Here is a 22,854-nt window from a genome sequence, read left to right as displayed (position 1 = left end):
ATTATTAATTACAGTTGAGAATTATTTCTTCCTCATTCTTATCCTCTAAATCAATAATCTTTTCTGGAATAAGTTTATTGGGCAATAGATTTCCGGCAGGTCTTATCCATTCTTTTACGCCAAAAAGAAAATCCAGTTTTGTATGTGGAGTTTGAAAACTGATGAGTTCACCAAAATGATTAGGATGACCTTTACTTGGGATTTCACCTACAACTTCTGCCAGTTTGTTGTCTAAAACCATTACGCCAAACATCATAGCACTTGAAAATGTATTTTTGCCAACAACAACGTAGGTCTTTCCTTTAAAGCGATTCTTGTTTTCAGAAGGTTTTATATTGCGGGATCTTATTGAATAGTAATCACCATTTCTAATCTTTTCATACTGAAGATCAGTTTTGCCCATCCCTTTTAGAAAATCTGAATATTCTTGGCTCTTTTTGAATTTCCCTTGGTAACTTTTGTATGGCTTATCAGAAAAATAATCAATCAGAAGATTTGCTATTGCAGAATTTCCTCCTGAATTATTGCTTACATCAATCACTAATTTTTCGACATTATCGTTTTTGATCTGCATAAAAATACTGTCAAGTTTTTGCTTCCATTCTTTTAACGGGAAACTCCTGCCTTCATTAAATGTATTTACGCTCAGATAGGCAGAATTCTGAATTTTTTTGTATTCTAAAGGTCCTGAATTTTTGTTTTGAGAAGACGCTTTTTTTTCAGCATCTTTTTTCTGAAGTTCCTGAATTGAAAGACTTTTTATAGTGGTTTTCATTCCACTTTTAAATTCGAATAGATAATCATCTTTAAAGAAATAACAATATTTACTGATAACGGCCCAAAACCGGTCAACCGCTATTGAAATTCTTTCCTCTTTTGTTCCCGGAATGTTCTTCGCACAGTTTTCTAAAATCTCCTTGATGGGAATACTGTTTAAAGCAACAACTTCATCTCCGGTTTTCAGATTTTTGTCGGAATAATCTTCCGTCAAAATCATTTTTTCATTTTCATATTTAAATTTTAATGGCAGTACCTTATTGTTCTTTTTTATGCTGTCTGTTACACAAAAATCACTCATACTGCTGTGTTCATCATTTAGAGTAACAATTAAAGGCTTTGCTAGATAATAAAAATCCCTTTGTGTCATCCCGTCTTTCAGGGAATTTCTGATGTAGGTATATTTCTTTTCGAATTCTTCTTTTGAAATTTCGGTAAACGGACTTACATGTGCATTCAGAATTTTTTCTTTTATAAAATCAACATCCTGATCAAGCTGTTGTTTAGTGAATTTCTTATTGTACAAATCATTGCAGACTTTTTGTGCAGAAATTATATTTATAGTTAGTAAACAAAATACAACAAACGTAGTTTTCATCAAGAGCAATTTCAGATTAATCTTGCGAAAATATAAAATTTGATTTGAATACCAATAAATAAATCTATTTTTAGTGATTTAATTATATCAGGTAAATATTTCTGACCTTAATTTTTCATTCACAAAATTGAAATACGAAACCTTTTCCTTGAGCTTGGTAATCTTAAAATAAACGCCGGGTAGTTTATTATATTGGCTTTATTACTTCAAAAAGATTCATTTTCATAGAAGAATAATCAATTTGTTTTTTAAGGATCATACCATTTTTTATAGCAACATTCTGGGAACTTTTGTTGTTGGGATGAATAATTGAAATTAATCGTTCATGGAAATTATTTTTAAAAGCAAAGTCTTTGCATTTGTTGGCGGCTTCAATTCCGAAACCTTTTCCACGAAACTCAGGAAGAATAGAGTAGGCAATTTCCAATTCAAATTGATTTTCAACTTCACGAACCAATAAACCACATTGACCAATGAGTTCATTAGTCTCTTTTAAGACTAATGCATTTTGTCCGCCAAGATTGTTTTCATAACGATGAAAAGTCCATTCAAACCATTTTTCGCAACGTTCTTTTGGTCTTTTGTAATTATCCATTCCGAGCATTTTTGTGGTGTGTTCGTCTTTGAATAATTCAAGCCAGCTTTCAAAATCCGAATGTTCTAATTTTCGGAAAAGAAGTCTTTGAGTTTGCTGATTAGTAAGAAGGTATTTCATTTTAAAAGAAGCTATTGATGTGACGACAAAAATTTTGATGGAGAGTAATTATTACGAGGCAGTTTTTTAGTTAAAATTGTAAGGATATCCAATTTCGTTCAGGTCTTCTTCAAGCTGTTTCCAGTCTTCAAGTTCTTCAACGATTGATAAAACCATTTTTTTTGTTAAAGTTTTTCCATTATAAACTTCTGTCACCGGTTCCAATGCTATTCCAGTTCCTATGGCGTTTTCATGATAATATTCTGTCGCCCAATCAATATAGGTTTGCGGGTTTCCATCAAAAATATTCAACATTTCTTCTGAATTGTCGTTGTAGTTTTCTACTTGGCCAGTTTTCCATTTTTCATTTTCGGTTGTCCAGATACAAAAAGTTGTTCCGATAGTTTTTACAGGTTCTCCAAAAATAAATTCATTAAAAATTGAAGGTAAGTTTTTTGTTAATTGCTGCTTTTCCTGTTGCGGATATTCATGAGCAAATCCATTGATTACACAACCATCTTGTCTGAATAAAAGTAGTACAAATGCACAATCGAAGCACATCCAGCCCCGCTTTTGGTAAGAACTTGTTATCTGTAGGCTATTTTCACTTCTTTTCTAATTCAACGTCATCATATGATTTATATTCATTTCCAGTTTTGTTTATGTAAATAAGTTTGTCATTTAAAATAACAGATGCGATTCCGTTTGAAAAACTTTTCTCTATCTTATCATATTTTAATTGAATAGCTTCTTGACCATCTCTGTTTACAAACCCATATTTTCCATTTAATTCAACTCCAACCAAATCGTCTGAAAAATAAAAGTTAATCCAATCATATTTTATTGGGATAATGGCATGATTGTTCTTATCGACATACCCATATTTATTATTCAATTTCACTCCGGCAAGTCCATCAGTTAAATACATTGCTACCCAATCGTACTTAATTGGAATCATTTCTCGTCCATTTTCATCAATATATCCATACTTGTTATTTAGTTTTACTTTAGCAAGACCATCTTTAAAACACTCAATTCCATCGTATTTTTCAGAGGAAATAGTTTTTGCATTTGCTAATTCAATAAATCCCCATTTATCTTCGGAGTTAACTTTGAAGTACGTTTTTTGAGAGTTATCAATGTCACAAGTCAAAATTTGCGAGTATTTGACAGGAAAAATAATTTTTCCGGAATTATCAATAATTCCATACTTTCCATTTTTTTGAACAAAAGAAAAATTATTGTCAATCTTGGTAATTTTGTCGTATTTTGATTTTTGTGCGAAACTATTTAGCGTTGATATTATCAAGATAGTGTTCAAAATTTTTGTCATCATTTTTATTTTTTTTTATTTTTTATGTGGCTTTCAAGTAACGTTTCGGGGCTTGCCAAAGGCGGAGATTTTTAGAACAGAAGCTCAACCGAAGAACTTCAGCCCCGCTTTTGGCAACCTTTGTTATATGCCTTTTTTTAGGTCCCTTGGGTAAACATACAAACGATATTTGATTCAGGTTCAATGAAAATATACAAATCAGCTCCAAAAAATTCCATTTTTTCAAAATAGTTTTTATTCCAATCACTTGCAGGAACTATATTACTTTTTTCTGTTTGTGAACCATTATAAATTTGACAAACGAATTGCATTCTTTTTCCTGATTTAGGACATTTAGGAATATAATGCCCTTGAATCCAATTTGGAATTCCTGAGTTGATTTCCAAACAATAATTATTACTTGGTTGAAAATTAAAATTCTGAGGAATAAAGCTAATTTCTGAATTAATATCAACTTCATCTAAAATAGGCGAACATTTCAAAAGCTCATCTAAATTAAATAATTTAGGTTTTTTGTTATCTGAGTAATCTAAAAATAAAATTTCTGCAGCTAAATAAATTGGATAGGTTAGATGTAATTTGTACGGAAGCCAAGAAAAAGTTGGGTCTTCGTTATTTATGTAACCTAAATACTGAAAAGAAGTAGATATTTTTTCGCTTGGTCTATAGAAGTCGTCAGAAAAATCGCCACCAATCTGATGTAAACCACTTGTGCTTATTATCGATTTTAGTATCGATTTCGGTTGGTAAATTGGCTTTCTATAGTTAAGTTCATTTGGGGCGATTTCCCTTTTTCTTCTATAAATGTCTCTGTTGTCTTCATAATATTCATAGACTTCAATTAGTTTTTCGTTTTCAAAAACAATTTCTGTTCCTCTGCCAAGTTCAATAAGTGTCTCCTGATTTGTAATTTGCGTTTCAATAATTTCTTCATAGTACGAATCGCCTGTAAAGTCTAAGGAGTTTTCAGAAATGTAAAAATGTTCTTTTGTCATCGTGTGTTTTTAAAATAGCATATAACGTTCCGGATATTGTCGAAAGCGGGGATTTTTAGCACTAAAATTCAATCGAAATACGAATGTTGAACCTTGCATAAATGCCCAATCGAAGCCGTTCAGCCCCGCTTTTGGCAATATCTTGTTAGCAGATGTGCACTTCCTTATGTTATTTCAAACATTCACAGCTTCTTTCTCGTTCTGTTCCAATGCCTTCACCCATGAGATACACTTCATCTTGATAACCAGAACCATCATAATCTTGGTTAAAATTATAAGTATCATAATAGCATTTCCCGTTTTTTGAATAACCAATGTATGCTTCTACATATCTCCTTAGTATTATTCCGTATTCATTTCGTATTATATTCCATTTTTTTGAAACAATTCTTACTTTTTTAGGTTCTGCTTTAAACCCTTTTGCTTTAAAGGCTTTTAAGATTTTCCCTTCAAGAATTTTATCGTTCATTTGTGCTATTGGCAAACATACATCGGGGTCGTTTAAGTCTATTTTTCTATCTTTTACAATCATATCAATTTCTCCAACAGCAATGCTTTTGTATTGATAATCACTATCGTATCCAGAAGAAGAAGGTGTGAATTCTAATTTCAATTTATGCTTTCCAGGAGTTAATAAATCAACTTTGTTTTTCAGTTCTTTATAAAGAAGTTTGCCAAAATTACTTTCACTTTCATCATCATTTAAAGTTTCATTTATAGATAATGAAGAAATTGCATGTAGTGTCTCCGGAGATTCTGAAGTACGAGTACTTAGAATATAGTTTCCATCTAAATATAATTTCAAGAAATATCTATTATCCAAATGTTCTTTATCCCAATAATTATATTTCATCTCTTTTACTGTTTTACCAGTTTCAACTATACTTATTAGCTTACTATTTAAAATAGATCTAGGAAAAAATCCTCTGACATGTAATTTGTCGCCAAATGTATAGGTTGTAATGAATTTTGATTCAGGACTTTCTCTAGTTATTACTGAATTCGAAAACACTACTTTTCCTACATATTTTCCATGGAGTGTAGCAAAATCGCCTGTTAATTTTTCTTCTTCAGCAAGTGTTAATTTCGATTTTTGTTTCTCAATATCTTTTGAATCTTGAGCTTGGCTAATTGAGAATGATAGTCCAAAGACTAATAAAAGTAGATGTGCAAATTTCATATATTTATTTAATTTAAATTTATTTTTAAAGTTATGTTAATTTAAAATTCTATTTATACCAAGTTTATTATGGTTGCAAGATTTTTCTGCATATTTGCTAACGTTTCGGGGCTTTGCGTTCGGGCGGGAAATCGAAGCACAAATCTCCAATTTTGCACAAAAGTTCAATCGAAGAACTGTCGTTGAACTTTGCAGTTTAGCCCAATTATTGCAAAACCCTTGTTAGCGGTAGTTTTATTCATTTACAAAAACAATGTTGCTAATAAGTTTTTTGCTTGTAAAAGAATGCTTCGAAAGATAGTCAAATTCAACAACTCGGCGGTTCAAATTTTCAATCCTATTTGTGAGATATTCACTACTAGCTTCAAGTTCTTTAATTAAATTATGCTGTTCTTTTAGGATGTTGTTATTTTCAATCATTTTCTCTTGACTTTGAAGAAGTTTTAATCCTTCTTCTACACTTTTTATTTCTAGTAAACTTTCCGCCTTATTAAATTTTGACATCACTAGATTATAAACTAATTGTAAACCAATTTTTTTCCCTTTCATAGGGCACAATCCTTCGTCAGCATAACGCTGAATACTCATTTTTTCTATTCCTTTTGGTGGAATTACTACTATGTCTTCTTCAATATTCAGTTTTTTAAAATAATTGGAACTAGGAATTATTTCATAGACAAATCTTCCCCCACATTCTTTAGCAAATTTTTCAATTGAATTTTGGGTTTGAATTATTTGAAATGGTTTTTCTTCTAGAAAAGGTTCTACAAGTCTGGTGAACAAATAAATTGTATCTTTTGTATTGTTTTTAATTTCATATTCAATTTCAATAATCCCTCGAACTGAAACTCCATCGCTATTTTGGCTTAGAATTTTTCTATCGAGGGTTGCTTTATTTATTGTTAATGTCTGTCCAAACAATGTTATTCCTATTAGAAATAAAGGAATAGTAAAAATTATTTTTTTCATCTTGTATGTTTCAGTTCGGTTTAAAATTTCTGCCAACGTTTCGGGGCTTTTGCAATGGTGGGGCAATCGAAGCAAAAATCTTCAATTTTGTACAACAGTTGAACCGAAGAACTACCGTTGAACTTTGCAGTTTAGCCCCACTATTGCAAAACCTTGTTAGTGGCAGTTTTATTTATATAATTTCTTCAAATAGCATTGCCTCTTCAAATGAAATTTCTTTTGTTATAAAAATATCTTCTATTCTCACAATTATTTTTATTCTTTCAATAACTTGTTCTGTTTTTTCGCTCAGTCTATTGTTTGGTAAAATTTCCTCATAATAACCAATCGCATTGTGCCATTCATTCACAAATTGCAGGTCTTTCAAATTGTTAAGTTTGATAAAAAGGTGGTGATTATTTTCACGAATTATGTTTGAAAGCAATTTTTTAGTGCCGTCCTTTTTTGCCATCTCTATATCATTGTAAAGTTGCTTTATCGATCCTGTAATTCCCGGACAAAGATTTGTAAAGTCCCAATCTGAATTTTTTATTGCATTTATTTCGCTGTTGCTCCAAAAGCTATCGTTGAGTTCATTGATATAAAAACTGTCGTTAGTTTTTCGTATAAATGAATAAAAAGGAAAAGGGAGAAGGTTCGATAATTTAAGTACTTGTTCATCAGTTGCATTTGAAGGTAGCCAGGATTCGGTTTTGAAGTCCAGTTGAAATTCTTGTAGATAAAATACAGATATTCTCTCAAGCAATTCTATATCTTTTGTATAATCGTTATTTGAAAAAATAAAGTCTTTTATATTTGGATTTTTATTTCTTAAAAAATCAATAGTTAGCTCATTAACTTTACTTTCAGCTTCTGAAACAGATGAAAATTTGTCAATTAGTTGCCCAAAGCCACCATATTTGTATCCATCTCCTTCCCAAAATAAGTATGATTTTCGTATTATTATTTCCATAGTATAGTTGTTTAAGCGGTTGGTATAAAATTACCGCCAACGTTTATGGGCTTTGTGTTCGGGCGGGTTTCGGAGCACAAAGCTTCAATTTATTGCTAAAGTTTATTAGAAGTACAAAACTCCAAGTGATACGTCAGCCCGCCTGACGCAAAACCCTTGTGAGCAGAGTTTTTTAAAAGTCTCGAATTTCATCAAACCAATTATTGGTAGTTTCGTGAGATATATTCAGTTTAGAAGTCTCAACTAACTGGATAATTGCAGTTCCTGTATCTTCTCTTTCAACTGTTTCTATGTTCGGTAATTTATTTATGATTTCTACAAGTCCAACAATTGATGTTTTGACTTCGTTTTCTGTCTTAGCTTTTGCAATTTCTTTTAAAGCTGTTTTGTATGCTTTGGTGGCAATTTTTGCATTTTTGGTTTCCCAATTTGTAAATGGAATTCCATATTCTGTTGTAAACCAAATAGAACTTCTCAATTTAGAAACTGAAGAGTAATCTAATTCTTTTTCCTTTGTTAATTGCTTTAATTCTGCATTTAATCTTTTTCCTGTTATCTCATCAATATTCCAACCGATAAAAGATTTAAAATTATCCCAAGAACTTAGAGATGGAAAATTTTCCAAGTTTGGTGCATATCTTATTCCCAAACGCTTTATGTTTTTGAAGTCCTTTAAACAATTTACGTTTGTAATGTTTCCTGACAAGTTTAAATTTTTTAGATTAGGGAATTGTAACAAACCTTCACAATCAAAAGCTCGTCCTAAAGGTTCAATCGTTATGTCGAGCGAAGTAATTGTATCTAAACTTTTTAAAACGGGTAGTTTATATGGCAATTCTGTTTTTCCCTTTTTCGTACTGGGGTTAATTCTTATGTATGGATTAGAATTATTTGATACAATCTCAAAATTTTCGATATTCCCTGATAAGTTAAGTGATTTCAAACCAAATTGTTTGTCGATATTTTGATTATCCAAAATTAGCTTTATTCTATTTTCGTTTGCTTTAATTGAGAAGCTCCGAATTTGGACATTAGTTAAATCAATTGAAATTTCATCAGTAGGGAACCAAAAGAAATCCTCTATTGCTCTCTTTTTTGACCATTCAATAAAACCAATATCGTTTCCATAATAATAAAAAAATCTTGGCCAATGTCCACCTGCTGGTGTGGTAAATTCATCGAACGCATTCCAATTGATTGGTAACTTTTTTTCGACAAGAACATCAAATTTCTTTTTGTCCATACCAATTTCGCCAATTGAAAAACTTCCTTGTCCAAGTGGGATTTTAAAAATGTGGCTATTTGTACTTGTCAATGAAATGTTTATTGGTTTTTCTCTGTCCATATTAGTCTGTTGTTTGTTGTCCGTTCGCTCCTTAAAATTACTGCTAACGTTTTGGGGCTTTGCGTTCGGGCGGGATTTCGAAGCACAAAAGCTGTTTTTATTACTAATGTTTAATTGAAAAACTACTGTTGAGTTTTGCAATTTAGCCCGCCTGACGCAAAACCCTTGTTAGCTGCAGTTTTTATTTGAATATTAGTTTCCCATAAAATATTGGTCGTAATAATGTCATCCATATTGCATTTGAGTTGTTTATACCTTTTATTTCACATAATCGATTATTGATTTTGTAAAGCCCAAAAAGGCGTACAAAAGGAATTAGTAAAATAAAAATCCAAGTAAAAGGCATTTTGCATATTTTGAGTACTGTGATGTCATTCAGAATTGGAATAAAACTCAAAAGTGGATTTCTGTCATTTTCTTTGAATAACATAAACAAACAGAATCTGAAAAACAGAAAGAAATAAAAAATATAGGGTGAAAATAAAAGTCCAATAAAATATGAATATTCTTTATTAGAGAAAATTTGTTTAAGACAAAAAATAGGAAATTCAATGTAAGGGAAAAAGTCAAATTGAGTTGGATAAGAGCAAATATTGTTCTGCATTTCATTCAGTAAACCAGTCAGACCTTGGTTGTTGCTTTCAGTAGGTATTTGTGGACAAAAATGAATAAATATGTTTCCTAAAATGATTTGTATTATTTGTATGAATATTGGAAATAGCAAAACTATCAAAAGAATAAATCCAAATTTTATTTTGTGTTTATACAATCCTTTAAGCAATAAGATAAAAAATATAGCCCGAACTATTGTAAAAACATAGGAAAATTCAAGGTATTGAATTTGAGCGGGAATGACAAGTTTTAAGATGTCTATAAATAATTCAAATATTAAAAGTATAGTTAAGAATTTAGTTATTGTGTTTTTTAATTTCATCATAGGTTTAATTTTGAACTTTATGTTATGTATTTGTCAAGTTAATATTTGATATTCGGTTTTTGTAAAATTGCAGCTAGCGGTTTTGGGCTTGGCGTAGTGGCGGCTTTACAGCACTACCGTTGATACGAAACACCAAAGTTCAAATTTAGCACAAATCTTCGTACGAAGCACTTCGCCCGCCATTACGCCAAACCCTTGTTATGTGCTGCCTTTCTTTCCTTTTGTTGTTAGTGTCGTAGGCTAAACAACTTAATGCACAAAGGTATAAGTCCAATAGAAACGGCTACAAAAATTGCTACTCTTACATAGTTAAGTGTCTGCCAAAGAGAAGTTCGGTTAATTAGGTCTTTTGCAAGAGATGGATTTTCAGCTACTTTTTGAAAGTCTAAAATGTTTGGTGCAAAATAGGAAAGTGTCCAAACCCTAACTGCAAAATGCACAGCAAATAAAATCAACAGCCAATTTCTTACCGGGTCAATTTTCCAACAAAAAACAATCGCAAGTATGAAAGTGATTTCGTGTAATGAATGAAAGACAATCCAAAAAATTTTCAAACTTGTTCCTTGTCCGTCTAATAAAAGTTTGAAATTGTCAGGCGGTGAAGTTGTCCACTTAGGAACAAAAACAAGCGTTTCAAAAATCTGTGCTCCATTCATTAAAAAGTAAATGAGTGTCGTGATACAAAGCCATAGTTCGGCTCTTGTTATGTATGATGCTGTTATGTTTTCCATTTTGTTCATTTTATTTGTTGTTTAAATTGTCGGTTGTTTCGTTCATAATGGTTGTTGCTTCTGTAAAATACCGTTCAATTATTTGAATTTCTTTTTCTGTAAACGAGGCAATGAGGTCAGTCGTTTTTTGTTGTAGTTCGCTGAAAATAGGTTGCAGGAGTTTCATACTGTTTTCAGGATTGGGAATGATTATCACTTTACGTCTGTCGTCTTTGGTAAACTGTCTTTTTAATAGTTTTTTCTTTTCCAAACGGTCTATTAAACCCGTAACTGCACCTGTTGTCAGTCCTGTAAGTTTAGAAATGTCGCCTGCTGTTAGTTCTTTGTGTTGAAGTATAAGTCCCAAATACTTGTGGTCTGCACCCGATAAACCTGCTTTTCGGGCAATGGCTTCGTGCATAAAAATAGAAGCGTCAGAATACTGTCGGCTTGTAGTTCTGAACTTGTCAACTAAGTTGTTTGATTGTTTATTGCTCATCGTCTAAATATCTTAGTAACAAAGATAAATAGTTTCTAAACAATAATCCAAACGCTTTGAGTAATTTTTTTTAGAATGTCTTAAAATTGTCTGTCGGTTGGAAGTTAGTACGCTGTTCGGTCAAGGTTGCACATAACTCCCAAATTTACGCATTGCGTCAATCCAAACTATATATCATTCGGAAAGCCAATTAAAAAAAACTACTGTATTTTCCTTTGGGGTGTTGATTTATAGCTGTTTATGAATAATTTTTACAAAAATATTTTATGGATTGGCGAATGTTTATTATTTTTGAATAAAACATATATTGATGAAATATTCTCAAATTTTCAGACAAAAGCTCGAAGTTGCACGGTACAGCGAATCGACAATAAAAACTTATATTGCTACTTTATCATCATTTTTCAAATCAATTAATGATACTGCTATTGAGGAGGTAGACGAAACTACTGTTGAAAAGTACTTGTATCGTGAAATAAAAGAAAAAGATATTTCTCAGTCATTTCAAAAACATATTTTAGGAAGTTATAAAATTATTTTATGAAATGATGTTCAATAGAAAATTTTCATTGTCACACTTATACCCGAAAAGAGTAGAGTATTCATTGCCAAAATATCTCAGCAAAGAAGAGATTTTAAAAATGATTGAGCTAACTGAAAATCTGAAGCATAAATCGATGATTAGTCTTCTGTACGGATGTGGTTTGCGGGTAAGCGAATTGATTAATTTGAAAATTACAGATATAGATTCAAAATCAGAAAGGATTTCAATAATTCAGGCTAAAGGAAAAAAAGATCGCTATGTAATGCTGCCAAAATCTGTTTTACCATTGCTTAGGGAATATTTTAAGAAAAATTCGCCCAAAATCTACCTCTTTGAAGGCGGTAGTAACGAAAAATACTCATCGAGAAGTGTTCAGCAGGTCGTAAAACAAGCAGCAATAAAAGCAAAAGTACAAAAACCGGTAACGCCTCATATTCTGCGTCACAGTTTCGCAACACATCTTATAGAAAATGGCACCGATATCAGATATATTCAGGAGTTGTTAGGTCACAAGAGCGTAATCACAACTCAAATCTATACGCATGTAACTGATTTAACGGTAAGAAAAATTCAAAGTCCTCTAGACATTTAAGTGTAGAGGACTTTGGATTTGAATTTAAATTGTTTTATCCAAACGCTCTCTTCAGCAAACTCTCCACTTTTGGCTCACTTCCTCTGAAATTTTTATACAATTCCATAGGATCTTTTGTGCCACCGGAAGAAAGTAGAACTTTATATTTTGCAGCAATTTCAGGATTGAAAATTCCATTCTCTTTGAAATATTGGAAGGCATCGGCATCCAGAACTTCCGCCCACTTGTAAGAATAATATCCCGCAGAATATCCACCTTGGAAAATATGCGAAAAACTTGGGCTCATCGCCGTTTCAGGATTTGCCGGATATAATTGTGTCGCTTTCGTATAGTTATCCTCAAACTCCTTCACACTCAAACCCTCCAACTCTCCGACTTGTGTGTGGTAATTCATATCCAACAATCCAAAACCGATCTGTCTCAACGTCTGATACCCTTCCATAAAGTTTTTCGACTGTGCAATTTTCTCGATTTTTTCGTCCGGTAAAACTTCACCTGTTTTGTAATGTTTGGCGAAAGTTTTTAAAAATTCCGGCTCGTAGCAGAAATTTTCCAAAAACTGAGACGGTAATTCCACAAAATCCCATTTTACAGAAGTTCCAGAAAGCGTTGGATATTGAGTGTTTGCCAGCATTCCGTGAAGGGCGTGACCAAATTCATGGAACAAAGTCGTTACTTCCTGGAACGTCAATAAACTCGGTGTATCTTTTGTCGGTTTGCTGAAATTACAAACAATCGAAATATGCGGACGAGAATTTTCACCATCCTTTTGATACTGATTTTTATAGCTCGTCATCCAGGCTCCGGCTCTTTTGCCTTTTCTCGGAAAATAATCTACATACAACAAAGCTTTAAAAATTTTTTCAGGATTGTTACTCCCATCTTCCATCTTCCCACTTCGTACTTCAAAAACTTCATACACTTTTACATCTTCATGATATTTAGGAATGTCATTTCTCTCTTCAAAAGTCAATCCGAAAAGTTGGTTTGATAATCCGAAAACAGCTTCCTGAACTTGTTCTAACGGGAAATAAGGTTTTAATTCCTCGTCATTAAGATCATATTTTGCTTTACGAAGTTTTTCGGCATAAAAAGCGTGGTCGTAAGCTTGCATTTCATCGATTCCGTCAGCTTTTGCCAAAGATTTTAATTCTTCAATTTCTTTGTCTGCATAAGGTTTTGCTTTCACCAAAAGTTCATTTAAAAAATCTAAAACTTTTGTAGGAGATTTTGCCATTCTTTCTTCCAGAACATAGTCTGCGTAATTGGTGTAGCCTAATAATTCCGCTTTTTGTTGTTTTAAATTTAAGAGTTCTTTAATTAAATTCTGATTATCAAATTCTCCGCCGTCAAAAGACTTTTTACCGTTTGCCAACGCAATTTCTTTTCTTAATTCACGGTTTTCAGCATAAGTCATGAACGGAATATAGCTTGGATACTGTAAAGTCACAACCCAACCTTCCAGATTTCTCTCTTTTGCTTCTTCGGCATATTGTTCCAGAATGGCTTCCGGAATTCCTGCCAAATCTTCTTTGTTGGTAATATGTTTAAAGTAATTATTCGTTGAAGCCAATACATTTTGCCCGAACTGAAGAGATTTCACAGACAAAACCATATTGATTTTCTTCAGTTTTTCTTTGTCTTCTTCATTTAATAAAGCACCGCTTCTCACAAAACCTTTATAGGTTTCATTCAAAAGCATTTGCTGTTCTTCATTCAGATTATATTTCTCTTTTTCGTCGAACACTTTTTTGATCTTATTGAAAAGCGCTTCGTTTTGAGAAATTTTTGAAGAATATTCCGTTAAAATAGGAGAAACTTCCTGAGCTATTTGTTGTAATTCATCACTCGTTTCGGCAGAATTTAAATTGAAAAATATATTAGAAGCCACATCCAGTTGCTCTCCTGAAAAAGCCAACGCTTCGATTACGTTTTCAAAAGTTGGTTCTTCTGCATTATTCACGATAGCATCGATTTCTGCTTCTGACTTCCGAATTAATTCTTTAAAAGCAGGAAGGTAATCTTCTTTTTTAATTTCGTTAAACGGTGCAGCGTGATATGGTGTGTTGAATTTTTCTGTTAAAATATTCATGTGGTATTTTTTATTAATGTAAATTTAATTATTTGATTGATACAGATTCTCAATTCACAAAAACAATGCCTTCACCACTGTTTATGACAAAAATGCCTCTCGAAAATTATTCTTGTCATATGAAAAGATGAAATGTGAAGAGAAATATTAATTTTGACAACAGATTTTTAATTTGAATCTATTATTCAGTATAATAAACACAATAAAATTATAAACTTAACGCATCTAAAACTATGAAAACTTTTTTAAAAATTATCGGTGGAATTATCCTCTTATTTATTATTTATGCCATTATTGCAATGTTGGTTTTCGGAGAAAATTATCATTATGAAAAATCAGTTGTTTTGAATGCTCCGAAAGAAAAAGTCTGGCAACAGATCAGTACGATGAAAGCTTTCAATGAATGGAATCCATGGATGAAATTAGACAAAAACATGACAATTACTTATAGCGGAAATCCCGGTGAAGTAGGAGACAGATACTGTTGGGACAGTAAAAATGACGATGCAGGAGCCGGATGTCAGGAAATTAAAGAATTGGTAGTAAATGAAAAGCAAAAAACAGAGATGCTTTTTAAAAGGCCCTTTGAAGGACAGGCAATCTCTGATATTGTTCTGACTTCAGAAGGGAATTCTACAAAAGTGACCTGGAGCATGGATACAAAGCAGGAAACCTGGATGAAAATCATGCACCCAATGATGGATTATCAAATGGGAAAATCTTATGAAGATGGTTTGGATAATCTCAAGAAATTGGTAGAGTAAATTTTGTTGATGAACATTTGGCTTTTAGCCTTAGCTTAATTATAAAAGAATGACTGTTTTTCGATTTGAGAAACAGTTTTTTTTTTGAATTTAAATTAAAACATTATCTTTATGTAAAAGATTACGATGTATGCGGAAGGCGATATATAATAAAAATGATGTACGGATTTTTGTACGAGATATGATTTCTGGGAAAGTAAAAACATTAGAATTTTATTTAAATTTTACTTTGGAAGCCAGTCGCGAAATAAAAAAGACCTCTAAATACGATTCTATTCGGGAAGAAATGCAGGATGAAATTTACCATTTAGATAAGCAGATGGCAAATTTGAAAATGATGCAGATGCAGATGAAAAAGGTTTTGAATACTGAATCAGATCGAGTTGTTTTGGGGTCTTTGGTCATCACCAATAAAGCTCGTTTCTATATTTCCGTTTCTTTGGGGGAATTCTTTTTTGAAGGCGACCGTTTTTATGCCATTTCCCCGGAAAGTCCGATGGCAAAAAAGATGATCGGTATGAAATCTGGTGAAGAATTTACACTGAATAAAATTCATCAGAAGATTGTAGAAATTATTTAAGAGTCAAGTAAAAAGTAAAAAGTAAAAAGAACAAAAATAAGTTGCCACAAATACACGAATAAAATTTTTAAACTTAAAAAAATCGTGCATTCGTGGCATTTTAATAAAATTCACAAAAAATTACCACAAAAATCTTGCGTTAAAAAATTCTCACTTTAATTTTGCTACGCATCCCGCATCCCGCATCTCAAATTCTCCACATTTTCCGTAATTTTGTCTGTATGAACAAAGCAGAAGTTTTAAAAGAGATCATAGAACAGAGAAGAAGTATCTTTCCAAAAGATTACTCAGACACCAAAATTCCACAGGATATTATCAACGAAATCCTTCAATCGGCAACATTTGCCCCAAATCATAAGCGTACAAAACCTTGGCGTTTTAAGATTTTTAAAGGCGAGGAAAAAGCAAAATTGGCTTTAGAAATGCAGGAGATTTACAAGTCGGTTACCGCTCCACAGGTTTTTTTAGAAAAAAAATACAATGATATTGGTTTTAAAATCAATAAAGCGGATACTGTGGTTTCGATTGTTGTTAATTTCAGTGGTATGGTTCCTGAATGGGAAGAAATCGCAGCCGTTTCTATGGCGGTTCAGAATATGTATCTTACGTGTACTGCGAATAATGTCGGCTGTTACTGGAGTTCTCCGAAATTGGTTGACCATCTGAAAGATTCTTTGACGATTGAGGAAAATCAAAAATGTCTTGGACTTTTTTACATGGGAAATTTGGATGATGTAGCAATTTAACAATGTAACAGTTTACCAATTTTGGCAGTAAAGAAAAATTGTGATTTGCAAACAAAAATCATAGCCCTGATTGCAGCGACATCCTTTTGCAACGCAAAAGATACAGCGGAAAGCAGGTTCCCGGCTCCTAAAAATTCAAAATTTCGTATTCATCATTCTATGTTTTAAAATTTTGAATATTAAGTCTTGAATATTGAACTTTTTTGTTATCTTTGCACACTTAAATATTTAATCGGGACGAGTTCCCATAAAATTCAAACATTATGTCAGTAAAAATCAGATTACAGAGACACGGATCAAAAGGAAGACCTTTTTTCCATATCGTGGTTGCAGATTCTAGAGCGAGAAGAGATGGTAGATTCATCGAGAAAATCGGAACTTACAACCCAATTACTAACCCTGCTACAATTGATTTGAACGTTGATTCTGCTGTAAAGTGGTTAAACAACGGTGCTCAGCCAACTGATACGGCTAGAGCGATTCTTTCTTACAAAGGTGCTCTTTACAAAAAACACTTACAAGGTGGTGTTGCTAAAGGTGCTTTCGATGAGGCTGAAGCTGAGAAGAGATTCAACGCTTGGTTAGAAGCTAAAGAATCTAAAGTACAAGGTAAAGTAGAAGGTTTAGCTACTGCTAAAGCTGATGCTAAGAAAGCTGCTTTCGAAGCTGAAGCTAAAGTAAACGAAGCTAGAATCGCTGCTGCTGCACAAGCTGAAGCTGATGCGAAAGCTGCTGAAGAGGCTGCAAATGCTCCTGCTGAAGAAGTTGCTGAAACAACTGAAGAGCCAACTGCTGAAGCAGAAGGAACTGAAGAAACTCAGGCTTAATTCTTTAAAAGAAATATAAATAAAGGCACGATTTTTTCGTGTCTTTGTTGTATAAAATAAATTGATTTCGATTCACATTTTTTAGATTTTTATTATGAAAAAAGAAGATTGCTATTTTTTAGGAAAAATTACCAGAAGGCATGGTCTTGCTGGAAATGTTATTCTTAAACTGGATACAGATCAGCCTGAACTATATAAAAAACTGGATTCTATCTTTTTAGAAATCAACGGCTTATTGGTTCCTTTTTTTATTGAAAAATCTTCATGGAGCAAACTTGATGCTCTGAATATTGCTTTTAAAAATTCTTCAGAAGCTTTGGTAGATCAATCTTTAGGTAAAAGTGTTTACTTACCGCTGACTTCTTTGCCTAAACTTACCGGAAAGCAATTTTATTACCATGAAATCATCGGTTTTGAAATTTTTGATGAAGAAGATAACAACTGTGGAGTAATCAGATCGGTAAATGACCAAACTGCACAAAATTATTTTGTAACCAATTTAGATGGGAAAGAAGTTGTGATTCCGATTATCAAAGATTGGATTCTTGAAGTAAATCGTGATGAAAGATTCATCAAAATGCAACTTCCGGAAGGGTTGATTGATGTGTTTTTAGTGCCTTCGAAAAAGGATGAGTAATTAAAGTTTTTCTTCCCATTTGTAAAATCCGAAAACAACAATTTTGTCTTTAGCAGGAAGTATTTCGTAAACGATAAGGTATCCTTTCACAACTAAATCACGAATATTCTCGTCTTCAAAAAATATCGATTTTCTGTTGATTTTAGGATTCACAGAAATTCCTCTGATCTTGGAGAAGATTGATTTATTAAATTTTTTAGCAGCTAAAGGTTTGTCTGAATAAATGTACTGTACCTGCCTTTTCAGTTTATTTCTAAACTGTTCCGTAACTTCAATCTTCATTTCTTGAGATTGAATTTTCGATATTTTTTTCAGCTTCTTCGACGTCGATTAAAGCAGATTTTCCTGATCTGTATTCGGTGTAATCTTCACGTATTTGCATTTTCAATTCATGAGGGTATTGATTATCTTTTATGTCTAAAACACCGTCTACATACCCTAAGACCCGCTCTAAAACATTTTTAGGAGCGTCTTTCAGTTTATCGGTAATTTCCTTATAAATAGATTGTTCTGTAGTTGTCATTTTTGGAATTTTATCAAAGTTAGAAATTAAATTTTAAATATTTTCCAGATTAAATTTTAAGTTTTTCCTGTAAATTATCAATCTGCTGATACATCTTATTAAAAAATACTTTCCGCTCTCTGTTTCCTGAAGTGTTTAACGATTTTGAATTTTTTATTTCATGTTCGAAGTAAATAATGGTGTCGTTACAGGTGTTTTCATCATTTGTCATCATGTATCCAAACATATTGAAGGGAATAAAAAATGATGATTGATATTCATTTTTAAACAAAATATTATTGCTTAAAATCACCAGATCGTTCACGTAAAAGCTGAAATTAGGATTATGTTGAATTTTATATTCAATATTTTCTAAAACCTTTCTCACTTCATCCAAAATCAGCACAATATCTTTATACTTCAAAAGTCCCATTTCTGAATAAAAATTAACCTGCATCAAAATACTGATGATCGTAGTGTCATTCCAGACTTCGGTTACATTTTGACTTTCATACAAATCTTTCAGCATTTCGTTTTTTGGCGAATGATAGGGCAAATCAAAATCTTCAAATGGACCGAGAAATTTATCTTCATTCAGTAAATTCATCCAAACATAAAATTTAAATCGGGAAAGAATAGTATCTGAAATCGTATAAAAAAACGGAATGTCTTTCGCAGAATAATATACTTTTGACTGGTTAATGCTTTGAAAAACATTCAGAATCTGTAATGAGCTTTCAAAAAAGTGCAATAAATCTTCCTGTGTTTTTACAGGTTGAGTTCTTTTTACCACCAATTGATTTTCTGCTCTCAAAAACTGATCCAGAGAAATCTGATAATATTTTGCCAATTCCAATGCTTCTTCAAAACTGAATTTGGCTTTTAAAGAAGTTCTTCTATGCGCTGCATCATAGCTTATGTTGAGGATGTTTGCAATCTCATCATTCAGAGATTTGTCGCCGATTTTCTTTCTGATTTGTTTTAGTAAAACTTCCTGATACATGGTTTTTGCGATTTTCACAAATGTAGAAATTTATTTTAATTTTTTTTCGCATTCAGAAAAGCGGTTTTCATAAATAGTTTTGAATTATAATTTTAAAACCATGATTATGAAAAATTTAATACTAGTTACGTTGCTTTTGTCCTCTTTCTTATTTAAATCTCAAATTGGAAGTGAAAAAGACTGGAAAATTATAGGATTAATATTGAGTACAAGAATCGAAGCGACATCAATTGATAATAAAGCATTCTTTTCTTTTGGTCCTAAAATTCCTATTAATGAAAATAATTATGTGAGTTTACGCGGTTATTTTAATTGGTGGGACTTACCCGATAGAAAATTTATTGTTATTCCGGAACTGGATTATTTTCGAAAAGTGGCAACATTTGAAGGAGATAAAAATATGATAAAGCATTTGTATGCTGGAGCCGGAATTACACCAAATACAGTTTCACCAAAATTCGGTATCAATTTCTACTACTTTTTTACCGCTGAATTAGGATACAATTTCGAATATAAAACGTACAAATATTTTCCTACAGAAGGTTTTCGGTTTTCTTTCGGAGTTAATCTCGTTTTTTAATTTTTAAAATTTAAATCATGAAAAATATACCTTATATATTAATAGCAATTCGATTCCTTTTGGCTCCAATTATAATTTTAATTTCTTATTTAAATGGTGCCGAATTAAGATTTATAATTCTTACTTTAATGTACATAGGATTATTTACCGATATTTTCGACGGAATTATCGCAAGAAAAGTTGGTGTTTCCTCCGAAAAATTAAGAAGACTCGACAGTCAGGTTGATTTGGTGTTCTGGTTATCATTAGGTTTTGCAGCTTATTTTCTAAATCCGACTCTAATAAAAGATGAGTGGCAAAGCATTTTATTAATTTTTATCATGGAAGCGCTTTGTTATATGATCAGTTGGATAAAATTTGGTAAAGAAACCTGTACTCATGCATGGCTTTCAAAATTATGGGGATTGAGTTTATTGCTGGCTTTTACTTTTTTAATAGGATTCCAGCAGATCGGTTGGGCATTTTATCTAACAATTGCTTTAGGCTTCATTTCTCATTTAGATGTCATTCTCATTATTTTGATTCTTCCTAAATGGACTTATGATGTTCCTAGTTTTTATCACGCTTGGAAAATCAGAAACGGAATACAAAGAAAAAAGACAACTTTTTTTAATTAAAATAATTGATTTTTTAGAATTAAATGTGATTTTTAAATCGAACAGCGTAATATCTAAAATTTACGCTGTTTTTTGTAACTTTGCGGACATTAATTTTTTAGACAAAAATTTTATTCATCAACAAATGAAAAAGCAGACCATTAAAGAAGTCCTTCAGGACTACAAAAAAGTATTACATCATGACATTACAGTTTACGGTTGGGTAAGAACTTTCCGTGCAAATCGCTTTATTGCGTTAAATGATGGTTCTACGATTAATAATTTGCAGATTGTAGTTGATTTTGAAAATTTTGACGAAGAAATTATCTCTAAAATCAGTACAGCCTCTTCTTTAAAAGTAGTAGGAGAGGTGGTAGAAAGCCAGGGAGCAGGACAAGCCGTAGAAATTATCGCTAAAAAAATCATTATTTTAGGAGATAACTTCACAGAAGAAAGAGACAAAACAATTCTTCAGCCTAAAAAACACTCGTTGGAGGTTTTAAGAGAGCAGGCGCATTTAAGATTCAGAACCAATTTATTTGGTGCAGTTTTCAGAGTACGTCATGCAGTGAGTTTTGCAATCCACTCTTTTTTCAACAAAAACCAGTTCTTTTACATCAACACGCCGATTGTAACCGGAGCTGATGCAGAAGGAGCGGGCGAAATGTTTGGCGTAACCAATTTTGATTTAAACAACATTCCAAGAGACGAGCAGGGAGATATTGATTTCGGTCAGGATTTCTTTGGAAAAAAGACAAACTTAACGGTTTCCGGACAGCTTGAAGGAGAAACTGCAGCAATGGGATTGGGAAGAATTTATACTTTCGGTCCGACTTTCCGTGCAGAAAACTCAAACACAACCCGTCACTTAGCTGAATTCTGGATGATTGAGCCTGAAGTTGCTTTCAACAACCTTGAAGACAACATCGATTTGGCGGAAGATTTCCTGAAATATGTGATTCAGTATGTTTTAGATAACTGTAAAGATGATTTGGATTTCTTAGACAAACGTTTTGCAGAAGAGCAAAAATCAAAACCTGAAAAAGAAAGAGCAAAAGAAGGTCTTATTGAAAAGTTAGAAAATGTAATTGCTAAACGTTTCAAAAGAGTTTCTTATACCGAAGCGATTGAGATTTTATTGAATTCAAAAGAAAATAAAAAAGGAAAATTTGCTTATCCGATTGAAGAATGGGGTGCAGATCTTCAGTCTGAGCACGAAAGATTCTTGGTTGAGAAGCATTTTGAGTGTCCTGTCGTTTTATTTGATTATCCAAAAGAGATCAAAGCATTCTACATGAAGCTGAATGATGATAATAAAACGGTTGCCGCAATGGATGTACTTTTCCCTGGAATCGGTGAAATCATCGGTGGTTCAGAAAGAGAAGCAAGATTAGATATTCTGAAAACAAAAATGGCAGAAATGCACGTTGACGAGCACGAATTGTGGTGGTATCTTGATACGAGAAAGTTCGGATCGGTTCCACACGCAGGTTTCGGACTTGGTTTGGAAAGACTTGTACTTTTTGTAACAGGAATGACGAACATCAGAGATGTAATTCCTTTCCCAAGAACTCCGAAGAACGCAGAATTTTAATTCTCAACTTAAAAGATATGAATGTCCTTGAATTTTTTCAGGGACATTTTTTATTGTTCATTCTGATAAAAATCTCTGAATACCGACTTAGGTTTTTGTGAGGAGCTATTTCCAGCTCTCCACTGTATCTTTTGCTCTTCGTTCCTCATCGCAAAAGGATGCCGTTGCGATCTGGGCTAGGGTTTTAGCTCTCCAAATACTGGGTATTCATTCGCCAACAATTTATTCCACACAACTCAAATTTAAATACACATTAAATTTGCTGAACAGTCTATTCACAATATGTATTTACAATATGCAGATTTCCAATTAGCTATTGTCTCCTATTCTACTACTAATATTGAGAAACCTTTGTATCATTCCCATCCACTGGGATTTCATTTTTTTGAAACAAAATGTAACTGTTCCGCACTCTAACCCTTAATGTGGATAACTCAATACTGTAATATAACTACTTGTAAAACAATTTATTACTGTTATTTATTCCGCACAATGATAAAATTTATCACTTTGGCATTTGCTTTGTATTGAAAATCCGTCTTATCTTTGCCGCACTGAAAAACGAGAGAGGTTCAGTAAGCGCAGAAGAGCTTTTAGATAAGCAGATAACATTAAGGAATCACTTTTATTAGAGATGAGAATATAAAATATAACACATCAGATAATAAAGAAACGAATCGAAAAAAAAACTTTTAATTTTCAGAAATAAAAGTTGTGAGTTTTAAAAAGATTTGTATCTTTGCAGTCCGGTAAAACGGGAGCAGGAGTGAGGTTGAGAGAATGGAAACAAGAATTTAAGGTCATCAAA

General features: G+C 32.4%; 26 protein-coding genes. 10 read left to right on the top strand and 16 right to left on the bottom strand.

The window, feature by feature from the left end; translation table 11 throughout:
- Positions 1–4: 4 nt before the first annotated feature.
- From ACR1PN_RS12785 to ACR1PN_RS12730, 12 genes are all read right to left on the bottom strand, one after another.
- Entirely contained in the window at positions 5–1,375 is a 1,371-nt protein-coding gene (locus ACR1PN_RS12785) for a S41 family peptidase (RefSeq protein ID WP_433980347.1), read from the bottom strand.
- A gap of 187 nt (positions 1,376–1,562) precedes the next feature.
- Positions 1,563–2,090, bottom strand: coding sequence for a GNAT family N-acetyltransferase (locus tag ACR1PN_RS12780; protein ID WP_433980346.1), 528 nt, complete (start codon positions 2,088–2,090; stop codon positions 1,563–1,565).
- A 66-nt stretch (positions 2,091–2,156) separates the two neighbouring features.
- A complete protein-coding gene (locus ACR1PN_RS12775; protein WP_433980345.1) occupies positions 2,157–2,630 on the bottom strand; it encodes a hypothetical protein in 474 nt (157 codons plus the stop codon).
- A 43-nt stretch (positions 2,631–2,673) separates the two neighbouring features.
- Positions 2,674–3,405 (bottom strand): WG repeat-containing protein, encoded by a 732-nt coding sequence (locus ACR1PN_RS12770; protein WP_433980344.1) that lies wholly within the window; start codon positions 3,403–3,405, stop codon positions 2,674–2,676.
- Positions 3,406–3,539: 134 nt separating this feature from the next.
- Positions 3,540–4,397, bottom strand: coding sequence for a hypothetical protein (locus tag ACR1PN_RS12765; RefSeq protein ID WP_433980343.1), 858 nt, complete (start codon positions 4,395–4,397; stop codon positions 3,540–3,542).
- 169 nt (positions 4,398–4,566) lie between these two features.
- Positions 4,567–5,577, bottom strand: coding sequence for a hypothetical protein (locus tag ACR1PN_RS12760; protein ID WP_433980342.1), 1,011 nt, complete (start codon positions 5,575–5,577; stop codon positions 4,567–4,569).
- Between the two features lie 234 nt (positions 5,578–5,811).
- Positions 5,812–6,546: a hypothetical protein gene (locus ACR1PN_RS12755; protein ID WP_433980341.1), complete on the bottom strand. Its 735-nt coding sequence runs from the start codon at positions 6,544–6,546 to the stop codon at positions 5,812–5,814.
- A gap of 172 nt (positions 6,547–6,718) precedes the next feature.
- A complete protein-coding gene (locus tag ACR1PN_RS12750) occupies positions 6,719–7,498 on the bottom strand; it encodes a hypothetical protein (RefSeq protein WP_378183625.1) in 780 nt (259 codons plus the stop codon).
- A gap of 172 nt (positions 7,499–7,670) precedes the next feature.
- Complete coding sequence (locus tag ACR1PN_RS12745) at positions 7,671–8,843, bottom strand: hypothetical protein (protein ID WP_433980340.1); 1,173 nt, start codon at positions 8,841–8,843, stop codon at positions 7,671–7,673.
- Positions 8,844–9,024: 181 nt separating this feature from the next.
- On the bottom strand, positions 9,025–9,780 hold the full coding sequence (locus ACR1PN_RS12740; RefSeq protein ID WP_433980339.1) for a DUF5684 domain-containing protein: 756 nt from the start codon (positions 9,778–9,780) through the stop codon (positions 9,025–9,027).
- 227 nt (positions 9,781–10,007) lie between these two features.
- Positions 10,008–10,511, bottom strand: a complete 504-nt coding sequence (locus ACR1PN_RS12735; protein ID WP_433980338.1) for a transposase — start codon at positions 10,509–10,511, stop codon at positions 10,008–10,010.
- Positions 10,512–10,521: 10 nt separating this feature from the next.
- On the bottom strand, positions 10,522–10,989 hold the full coding sequence (locus tag ACR1PN_RS12730) for a MarR family winged helix-turn-helix transcriptional regulator (protein WP_433980337.1): 468 nt from the start codon (positions 10,987–10,989) through the stop codon (positions 10,522–10,524).
- 310 nt (positions 10,990–11,299) lie between these two features.
- Here ACR1PN_RS12730 and ACR1PN_RS12725 point away from each other — a divergent pair, with 310 nt between their 5' ends.
- Together ACR1PN_RS12725 and ACR1PN_RS12720 are read left to right on the top strand one after the other, a co-directional pair.
- Positions 11,300–11,533 carry a phage integrase N-terminal SAM-like domain-containing protein gene (locus ACR1PN_RS12725; protein ID WP_433980336.1) on the top strand — a complete coding sequence of 78 codons (234 nt, stop codon included), beginning with the start codon at positions 11,300–11,302 and terminating at the stop codon, positions 11,531–11,533.
- Position 11,534: 1 nt separating this feature from the next.
- Positions 11,535–12,125 (top strand): tyrosine-type recombinase/integrase, encoded by a 591-nt coding sequence (locus ACR1PN_RS12720; protein WP_433980335.1) that lies wholly within the window; start codon positions 11,535–11,537, stop codon positions 12,123–12,125.
- 34 nt (positions 12,126–12,159) lie between these two features.
- On the opposite strand, the gene ACR1PN_RS12715 is transcribed toward ACR1PN_RS12720, so the two are convergent.
- Positions 12,160–14,217: a M3 family metallopeptidase gene (locus tag ACR1PN_RS12715; protein WP_433980334.1), complete on the bottom strand. Its 2,058-nt coding sequence runs from the start codon at positions 14,215–14,217 to the stop codon at positions 12,160–12,162.
- 233 nt (positions 14,218–14,450) lie between these two features.
- Here ACR1PN_RS12715 and ACR1PN_RS12710 point away from each other — a divergent pair, with 233 nt between their 5' ends.
- The 5 genes from ACR1PN_RS12710 (at position 14,451) to rimM (ending at position 17,771) form a co-directional block, all read left to right on the top strand.
- Positions 14,451–14,981 carry an SRPBCC family protein gene (locus ACR1PN_RS12710; protein WP_433980333.1) on the top strand — a complete coding sequence of 177 codons (531 nt, stop codon included), beginning with the start codon at positions 14,451–14,453 and terminating at the stop codon, positions 14,979–14,981.
- 130 nt (positions 14,982–15,111) lie between these two features.
- The gene (locus tag ACR1PN_RS12705; RefSeq protein ID WP_378183608.1) at positions 15,112–15,561 is read left to right on the top strand and encodes a hypothetical protein; all 450 of its coding nucleotides are present in this window, start codon (positions 15,112–15,114) and stop codon (positions 15,559–15,561) included.
- Positions 15,562–15,782: 221 nt separating this feature from the next.
- On the top strand, positions 15,783–16,307 hold the full coding sequence (locus ACR1PN_RS12700; RefSeq protein ID WP_433980332.1) for a nitroreductase family protein: 525 nt from the start codon (positions 15,783–15,785) through the stop codon (positions 16,305–16,307).
- A 263-nt stretch (positions 16,308–16,570) separates the two neighbouring features.
- Positions 16,571–17,134: a 30S ribosomal protein S16 gene (locus ACR1PN_RS12695; protein ID WP_433980331.1), complete on the top strand. Its 564-nt coding sequence runs from the start codon at positions 16,571–16,573 to the stop codon at positions 17,132–17,134.
- Positions 17,135–17,228: 94 nt separating this feature from the next.
- Positions 17,229–17,771 carry a ribosome maturation factor RimM gene (rimM, locus tag ACR1PN_RS12690; protein WP_433980330.1) on the top strand — a complete coding sequence of 181 codons (543 nt, stop codon included), beginning with the start codon at positions 17,229–17,231 and terminating at the stop codon, positions 17,769–17,771.
- On the opposite strand, the gene ACR1PN_RS12685 is transcribed toward rimM, so the two are convergent.
- The 3 genes from ACR1PN_RS12685 to ACR1PN_RS12675 are packed head-to-tail and all read right to left on the bottom strand — an operon-like array spanning position 17,772 to position 19,294.
- Entirely contained in the window at positions 17,772–18,053 is a 282-nt protein-coding gene (locus ACR1PN_RS12685) for a type II toxin-antitoxin system RelE/ParE family toxin (protein ID WP_433980329.1), read from the bottom strand. It lies immediately after the preceding gene.
- On the bottom strand, positions 18,043–18,294 hold the full coding sequence (locus ACR1PN_RS12680) for a hypothetical protein (protein WP_433980328.1): 252 nt from the start codon (positions 18,292–18,294) through the stop codon (positions 18,043–18,045). Before ACR1PN_RS12680 ends, ACR1PN_RS12685 begins: the two co-directional genes overlap by 11 nt.
- Before the next feature lie 49 nt (positions 18,295–18,343).
- Positions 18,344–19,294 carry an XRE family transcriptional regulator gene (locus tag ACR1PN_RS12675; protein ID WP_433980327.1) on the bottom strand — a complete coding sequence of 317 codons (951 nt, stop codon included), beginning with the start codon at positions 19,292–19,294 and terminating at the stop codon, positions 18,344–18,346.
- An 88-nt stretch (positions 19,295–19,382) separates the two neighbouring features.
- On the opposite strand from ACR1PN_RS12675, the gene ACR1PN_RS12670 reads away from it, so the two are divergent.
- From ACR1PN_RS12670 to asnS, 3 genes are all read left to right on the top strand, one after another.
- On the top strand, positions 19,383–19,856 hold the full coding sequence (locus ACR1PN_RS12670) for a hypothetical protein (RefSeq protein ID WP_433980326.1): 474 nt from the start codon (positions 19,383–19,385) through the stop codon (positions 19,854–19,856).
- Positions 19,857–19,873: 17 nt separating this feature from the next.
- Positions 19,874–20,473: a CDP-alcohol phosphatidyltransferase family protein gene (locus ACR1PN_RS12665; protein WP_433980325.1), complete on the top strand. Its 600-nt coding sequence runs from the start codon at positions 19,874–19,876 to the stop codon at positions 20,471–20,473.
- Positions 20,474–20,597: 124 nt separating this feature from the next.
- Positions 20,598–22,046, top strand: coding sequence for an asparagine--tRNA ligase (gene asnS / locus ACR1PN_RS12660; RefSeq protein ID WP_433980324.1), 1,449 nt, complete (start codon positions 20,598–20,600; stop codon positions 22,044–22,046).
- Positions 22,047–22,854: the final 808 nt, after the last annotated feature.

The sequence above is a fragment of the Chryseobacterium sp. RLHN22 genome (genome assembly GCF_051011795.1).
Lineage (GTDB): Bacteria > Bacteroidota > Bacteroidia > Flavobacteriales > Weeksellaceae > Chryseobacterium > Chryseobacterium zhengzhouense.
Note: the sequence above shows the minus strand (reverse complement) of the source record. Positions and strands in the feature narration are given on the sequence as shown.